A 6056-nucleotide genomic window follows, 5' to 3' on the forward strand; every position below is an offset into this window, starting at 1 on the left:
CATCGCGGAGCCTCGTACGGCCCATGGCACCGCGTTCCTCACCGTCCCCGGCGTGCCTTGCGGGCCCGTCGTACCAGTGCCGCCGTACCGAGCAGCGCCACCGTCGCGCCCGCTGCGCCCGCCGCCGTGGCGTCCTTGCGGCCGAGCCTGCGGCCCACGACCGTGTGCCGGCCCTCGACCTCCTCCAGCAGCGCGGCGAGCACCGCCTCATTGGTCCACCTGGGCCGCCAGCCCGCGTCGTGGAGCCTGCTCACGCTGACCACCCAGGGGTGCATGGTGTACGCGAGGTCGCCCGCCGGAGAGGGCGTGAGACCGATCCTGTGCAGCCTCGCGGCGGCCCCCAGGGCGACCGCGGAGGGCAGCTCCATCCGGCGGATGCCGCTCAGCTCCTCGACCTCCTCCTGTTCGAGCCAGCCGTCGCAGCCGACCGCGAACTCCCCGTCCGCCTTTTCGAGCGCGGCGTACTCCAGGGCGCTGACCAGGTCCTCGACATGGCAGAACTGCCAGGTGGGCCGGGATCCGGCGACGACCAGCAGCCTCGGCGACTCGAAATAGCGGGTGAGGGCCGTGTCCGTACCGCCGACCAGGACGGCGGGCCGTACGACCGTCACATTCAGGCCGGGGTGCGCGCGGGGCGCGCGGCGGCCCAGCCGCTCGATCTCCAGCAGATCGCCGACGCCGGTGGCCTCGGCCGTGGCGCGCAGTTCGGCGTCCTCGGAGAGCGGGATGTCGTTGTCGGGAAGCGCGCCGTAGACCATGGCCGAGGTGCACAGCACCACCCGGTGGACACCCGCCGCGGCGGCGGCCGTGAGCACGGTCTGGGTGCCGCGCACGTTGTACGCCGTACGGGCGGCGGGGTCGGTCTCCAGATCGAGGTCGAGCGCCAGATGCACCACCACGTCCGCGCCGCGCAGCTTCTCCGCGATGGCCGGGTCGCGGACGTCCAGGATGTGCCACTGCGCCTCGGAGACCTCGCCTCTGCGCTCGTCGATGGCGATGACCTGCTTGATCTCCTCGGAGGCGGCGAGGCACCGGGTGAGCAGACCGCCGACGCCCGAGGCGGCGCCGGTGACCGCGACGACGGGGCCGCGGGACGAGTGCGTGGACGGGCGGTTTCGCGCTGCGCGAACCTGCGGATCTGGGGAACTCACCGGGCGTCTCCAGCGGTTGTCTTCAATACGTACGTGAATGACGCGTACGTACCAGGTGACGTCCATCCTGCCGCAGGCCACAGGCCGGCGGAGCACCGAGCCCGGAAGCCGGCCGGGTGTCGGAGGCGGTACCACACTCGTCCGCCCGGTCCCGCTTAGGCTGGGTGGTGTAGTCGGGCAGTCGCCGCCGGCGGACGCCGGTGGCCCTACGAGCCGAGGAACCCCGTGAGTGACACACCATTCGGATTCGGCCTTCCGCCGGAGGAGCCGGAGGACGGCGACGGCAAGAAGAAGGACCCTGCCGGAGGTGGTCAGGGTGCCGGTGGTCAGGGCGGTCCCGGCAACCCCTTCGGCAATTTCGGGTTCGGGCTGCCGAGCGGCGCGGGCGGTGCGGACAATCCGTTCGCCGCGATGTTCGGTTCGCTCAACCCCAGTGATCTGGGCGCGGCCTTCCAGCAGCTCGGCCAGATGCTCAGCTATGAGGGCGGCCCTGTCAACTGGGACATGGCCAAGCAGATCGCCCGCCAGACGGTCGCGCAGGGCACCCCGGACGGCACGAAGGACGCGAGTGTCGGCCCCTCGGAGCGCGCCTCGGTCCAGGAGGCGGTGCGGCTGGCCGATCTGTGGCTGGACGGCGTCACCTCCCTGCCCTCGGGCGCGAACACCGCGGTGGCGTGGAGCCGTGCCGAGTGGGTCGAGGCGACACTGCCCGCGTGGCAGCAGCTCGTCGACCCGGTGGCGGAGCGGGTGGGCACGGCCATGGGCGAGGTGCTCCCCGAGGAGATGCAGTCCGTGGCGGGCCCGCTGATCGGCATGATGCGCTCGATGGGCGGCGCGATGTTCGGCCAGCAGATCGGGCAGGCCGTGGGCGTGCTGGCGGGTGAGGTGGTGGGCTCGACGGACATCGGGCTGCCGCTCGGCCCGGCCGGCAAGGCCGCGCTCCTCCCGCTGAACATCGAGGCGTTCAGCAAGGACCTCGGTGTGCCCAAGGACGAGATCCGGCTGTATCTGGCCCTGCGCGAGGCCGCCCACCAGCGGCTCTTCGCCCATGTGCCCTGGCTGCGGTCGCACATGTTCGGCGCGGTCGAGGGCTATGCCCGTGGGATCAAGGTCGACACCACCAAGCTGGAGGACGTGGTCGGCCAGTTCGACCCCACGCATCCCGAGGAGTTGCAGGAAGCGCTCCAGCAGGGCATGTTCCAGCCGGAGGACACACCCGAGCAGAAGGCCGCGCTGGCCCGTCTCGAAACGGCCCTCGCGCTGGTCGAGGGCTGGGTGGACGCGGTGGTGCACGAGGCGGCCAAGAGCAGGCTCACGGGCGCCGACGCGCTCCGCGAGACGCTGCGCAGACGCCGTGCCTCCGGTGGCCCCGCCGAGCAGACCTTCGCCACCCTGATCGGCCTGCATCTGCGGCCGCGCCGGCTGCGGGACGCCGCGCGCCTGTGGGCATCGCTCACGGACGCGCGCGGGGCCGACGGGCGTGACCGGCTGTGGGAGCACCCGGACATGCTGCCGACGGCCTCGGATCTGGACGACCCGGACGGCTTCGTCCATCACGAGCAGTTGGACTTCTCCGAGCTGGACAAGATGCTCGGCGAGGCCGCGGACGAACCGGACGGCAAAGGCGGCAAGGGCGGCCGAGGCGGCAAGGACGACACCGACCAGTGAGCCTGCACGACGACGCCGCCCTCGTACTGAAGACATACGAGAACCGGTACGAGGGCCAGGAGGAGCTGCGCGGACTCTATCTGGATCATCTCGCCGCCCACCCGGACGCGATGTGGAAGGCCTGTACGGCGGGCCATCTCACCGCCAGCGCGCTGGTGATCGATCCGGCGCGGGGCCGGGTGCTGCTCACCCTGCACAAGAAGCTCGGCATGTGGCTCCAGATGGGCGGCCACTGCGAGCCCGGTGACCGGACGCTGGAGGGCGCGGCGCTGCGGGAGGCCGAGGAGGAGTCCGGGATCCCCGGTCTGACACCCCTGGCGGGCGGCCCCGTACAGCTCGACCGGCATGCCATTCCAGCCCCGTGCCACTGGCATCTGGATGTGCAGTACGCGGCGCTGGCACCGGCCGACGCGGTCGAGCGGATCAGCGAGGAGTCGCTCGACCTGCGCTGGTTCTCCTACGAGGAGGCGGCGGCGGTGGCCGACGGCTCGGTCGTACGGCTGGTGGAGCGCAGCCGGGCCGTGCTGGACGCGTAGTCCCTGTCCGGCCTTTCCGGCGGGCGGGGTGGCCGGGCCTCTTCCCTGAGGCACGGCCACCCCGTCCGTCGACGTCTCCGGAACGCCTTCCTCCGGTGCCCGGCCCCCTTCCGCGGGCGGCCGGGCCCGGCGGTCATCTGCTCCAGGCGTTGCCCTGGTTCTGGCCGTGCGCTCCGTGCTGGCCGACGCCGAACTGCGCGGCCAGGCCCTGCCCGATCTCCGCGTGCTGCGGCGGCATGACCTCACTGGGCTGCACCAGTGCGAAGCCCTGCCCCAGGAAGCTCAGCTCCCAGCCCTCGCCGGTGTCGCCGCGCCGCCTCCGTATGCCCGAGGAGTGTGTCTGCGCCTGCATCTGCACCCGTAGCGCGGAGGACCAGGCGACGACCGCGTCGGCGTCGGCGTTGACGTACTTGTCCGGCGTGACCTGCATCATCAGCGGCTGGCCCGAGGTCATCAGCGCGACCTTGCCCCGGCCGGAGACATTGAGCTGGTACTTGCCGGAGCCGGAGATGCCGTACTGGCTGTCCACCGCGACGACTTCGGTGTGCAGCGAGGAGTCCAGCGCCAGCACATAGGCGCTGTCCACCGTCATCCCCTCGTGGTCGACGTCCACGACATGGATGTACTGGGCGAGATTGGCCAGATAGACCGTGCCCTGGCCCGAGCAGCGCATCAGGTCCAGTCCCTCACCGGTGCGGGCGCGGGCCCGGCGCTGGCTCTGCGACTGGTACTCACCGTCGAAGTCGATCAGCCCCTGGTACGCGACCATCGCGCCCTTGCGGGCGAGGACATCGTCCTGACCGCTGAGCGCGACCCGCAGGAGCTGCGGGTTCTGCACCGCGTACCGCTCCTGGGTCTGCTGTTCCGTATGGGCGAAAAGCGGACTCTGCATGGTGTTCTCGCTCCCCTCAGCGCTGGATCCGCAGGCGGTCGGTGCTGTCCTCGCTGGGCTGTACGACGACGATGCCCTGGCCGGAGAAGGCCATCTGATAGGCCTCTCCGCTGCCCCGCCCGATCAGCGCGGACGCCTTCAGGCTGCGCTTGCCCTTCACCTTGAGGGCCGGGGACCAGGCGACGAGGGCGTCCGGGTCGACATAGGTCTCGTCCTCGCCCCGGCCGCAGTCGACGACGATCGGGGTACCGCGCGAGGTCAGGGCGACCCAGCCGGTCCCGGCTATCCGCACATTCCACAGGCCCTGTCCGGCGAACTTGGCCAGGCCCTTCACCCGCTCGACGCCCCACTGGAGATGGGCGTCGAAGGCCAGCACATTGGTGCCGTTGACCGAGAGCGCGTCATTGTCGAGGTTGATGACCACGACATCCGCGCCGTAGTCGGCGAGATAGAGCAGGCCGTCGCCGGAGCACTTCATCAGGGGTGTGCCTTCGCCCGTCACCCACTGGGAGGCGATCTGGCGGATGGCGGGCGGATTCGGCTCGTACTGGATGAAGCCCTCGTAGGCGACCATCGAGCCGGTGCGCGCGAAGAGGTCCTGTCCTGAGGCCATCGCGACCTTGAGCATGGCGCGGCCGTGGTTCTCCATCCGGGCCGCGACGGGGGTGGGGGCATAGCCCGCGAGCTGCTGGTTCATGGTCCGGGCTCCCTCAGACCTCGTACGGCTGGACGACGATGAAGTTGCCGGGGGCGCCCCGGAACTGGAGGTTCACGGTCTCTCCGCTGTGGCCCGGATACGCGTTGCGGCGCAGCCTGACCTGGCTGGAGATGATCACCTGGGACGCGGACGACCAGGCGACGACGGCATTGCAGTCGGCGAAGGTCGTGGGCGTGACGGGCAGGACCACCGGGGTGCCATGGGTCTTCACGACAACGGTGCCCGTGCCCTGGAAGAGCATGGTGAACAGGGCACCGCCCGGTATCCCATGGCCCTCGATCCTGCGGACCTCGTACTGGAGGGACTCGTCGAAGGCGAGGACGCTCTCCGCCGAGACGCAGATCCCGTCGCCCTGGAGCTCCACGGGATGCAGATGCGCGCCCTCCTCGGCGAGGAAGACCTGGCCGCGGCCGGTGCAGCGCATGAGCTGCATCTCCTGGCCGGTGGCGTTGCCGACGATACGGCCGGCGAAACCGGCGCCCTTGTAGCTGAAGTCGACCTTCCCCTGGTACATCACCATGCTGCCCTGGCGGGCCAGGACCGGGGTGCCGCCCATGCCGAGGTCGACCCGCATCAACTGGCCGTTCTGCGGGGTCCAGCGCTGTCCGGTGGGCAGCTCCTTGTACGGCTGGAGGGCGGCCTGAAGACCGGCGCCGCCGGGCGGCGCGCCCTGGGGAACCCCTTGCGGAACGCCGGGCTGGACGCCCATCGGGGGCCCTGGCGGCTGACCGTACGGCGCGGGCGCGGGCTGACCGTACGGGGACGGCGCTTGGGGCGCGGGCGGGACCTGCCCCGGGATCTGGCCCGGGAACTGCCCAGAGGTCTGCCCCGGGGCTTGGCCTGGGATCTGGCCTGGGACCTGGCCGAACTGCGGCTGCTGGGGCGGCTGCCCGTACGGAGCGGGCGCCGGCGGCGGTACGGTCCCGCCGGGCGGGGTCATGGGCGCGGCGATGGTCGGCGCGCCGTGCATCGGCGGGGGTGCCGGGGCGGGGGCCGGAGGTCCGGGCGGCGCCCCGAACACCGGCGCGGGCTGCGGAGCTTGGGGCGCCTGCGGGATCTGAGGCGCCTGGGGTGCGTGAGGTGCCTGGGGC

6 protein-coding genes are annotated in these 6056 nt (G+C 71.5%); 2 read left to right on the forward strand and 4 right to left on the reverse strand.

Annotation, left to right across the window (positions count from 1 at the left end; translation table 11 throughout):
- Window positions 1-38 precede the first annotated feature (38 nt).
- A complete protein-coding gene (locus tag WH07_RS15260) occupies window positions 39-1151 on the reverse strand; it encodes an SDR family oxidoreductase (protein ID WP_046500424.1) in 1113 nt (370 codons plus the stop codon).
- Between the two features lie 225 nt (window positions 1152-1376).
- On the opposite strand from WH07_RS15260, the gene WH07_RS15265 reads away from it, so the two are divergent.
- Window positions 1377-2819, forward strand: a complete 1443-nt coding sequence (locus WH07_RS15265; protein WP_046500425.1) for a zinc-dependent metalloprotease — start codon at window positions 1377-1379, stop codon at window positions 2817-2819.
- On the forward strand, window positions 2816-3355 hold the full coding sequence (locus WH07_RS15270) for an NUDIX hydrolase (RefSeq protein WP_046500426.1): 540 nt from the start codon (window positions 2816-2818) through the stop codon (window positions 3353-3355). The genes WH07_RS15265 and WH07_RS15270 overlap by 4 nt, the downstream gene beginning before the upstream one ends.
- A 133-nt stretch (window positions 3356-3488) precedes the next feature.
- On the opposite strand, the gene WH07_RS15275 is transcribed toward WH07_RS15270, so the two are convergent.
- The 3 genes from WH07_RS15275 to WH07_RS15285 form a co-directional block, all read right to left on the reverse strand.
- Window positions 3489-4247 (reverse strand): AIM24 family protein, encoded by a 759-nt coding sequence (locus tag WH07_RS15275; RefSeq protein ID WP_046500427.1) that lies wholly within the window; start codon window positions 4245-4247, stop codon window positions 3489-3491.
- A 16-nt stretch (window positions 4248-4263) separates the two neighbouring features.
- A complete protein-coding gene (locus WH07_RS15280) occupies window positions 4264-4944 on the reverse strand; it encodes an AIM24 family protein (RefSeq protein WP_046500428.1) in 681 nt (226 codons plus the stop codon).
- Between the two features lie 13 nt (window positions 4945-4957).
- A partial coding sequence (locus WH07_RS15285) for an AIM24 family protein (protein ID WP_046500433.1) occupies window positions 4958-6056 on the reverse strand: 1099 nt, incomplete at its 5' end.

The sequence above is a fragment of the Streptomyces odonnellii genome (assembly GCF_000981895.1).
Lineage (GTDB): Bacteria > Actinomycetota > Actinomycetes > Streptomycetales > Streptomycetaceae > Streptomyces > Streptomyces odonnellii.